Annotated in this window: 1 protein-coding gene; it reads left to right on the top strand. The window is 71.4% G+C overall.

Annotation, left to right across the window (positions count from 1 at the left end):
• On the top strand, positions 1–911 hold a 911-nt coding region (locus tag D452_RS0127055; RefSeq protein ID WP_204366632.1), incomplete at its 5' end, for an IS3 family transposase.
• Positions 912–931: the final 20 nt, after the last annotated feature.

Below are 931 nucleotides of genomic sequence, written 5' to 3'. Positions count from 1 at the left end.
GCGGGAGAGATGAAGCAGTGAGCCGCTTCTGCTTCGTCCAGGACCACCAGGGCGCCTACGGCGCCAAGCGGCTGTGCGCGGTGCTTCAGCTGTCGCGCTCGGGCTACTACGCCTGGCGGGCCCGCGCAGGCGCGCGTGAACAGCGGGCGGCCGCCGACGCCGAACTGACCACCCGGATCGCGGCGATCCACGCGGCCGACCGCGCCTGCGGGGCGCCGAGGATCACCGCCGAGCTGCGCGAGCAGGGCCACGTAATCAACCACAAGCGGGTGGAGCGCCTGATGCGCACCGCCGGCATCGAAGGCCTGCACCTGCGCAGGAAAGTGCGCACCACGGTGCCCGAGCCCGCCACGGCCCCGGCGGGCGACCTGCTGGGCCGCGACTTCACCGCCCAGGCGCCCAACACCCGCTATGTCGGCGACATCACCTACCTGCCCGTGGACGGCGACCGGTTCCTGTACCTGGCCACGGTGATCGACCTGTACTCGCGGCGGGTGGTGGGCTGGTCCATCGCCGACCATATGCGCGCCGAACTCGTCTGCGATGCGTTGGAGGGGGCCCGGCGCGCGCGGGGCGGCTGCCTGGACGGCGCGGTCTTCCACACCGACCACGGCGCCCAATACACCTCCCGGCGGTTCCAGACACAGTGTGCGGAGCTGGGGGTGGTGCGCTCGATGGGCGCGGTGGGCTCCTCGGCCGACAACGCCGCGGCCGAGGCCTTCCACGCCACTCTCAAACGCGAAACCCTCCAGGGGCCCGGCTTGAAGCGGTGGCCCAGCCCGCACACGGCGCGCATGGCGGTGTTCTCCTGGATCAACCGCTACAACACCCGCCGCAGGCACTCGGCGATCGGCTACCTCGCCCCCGCCGTCTACGAGCACCGAACCGCTAAGCTGCACCTGGCTGCCTGATTACCGGGTGTCCACACTCA

The organism is Nocardiopsis prasina DSM 43845 (assembly GCF_000341265.1).
GTDB lineage: Bacteria > Actinomycetota > Actinomycetes > Streptosporangiales > Streptosporangiaceae > Nocardiopsis > Nocardiopsis prasina.
Note: the sequence above shows the minus strand (reverse complement) of the source record. Positions and strands in the feature narration are given on the sequence as shown.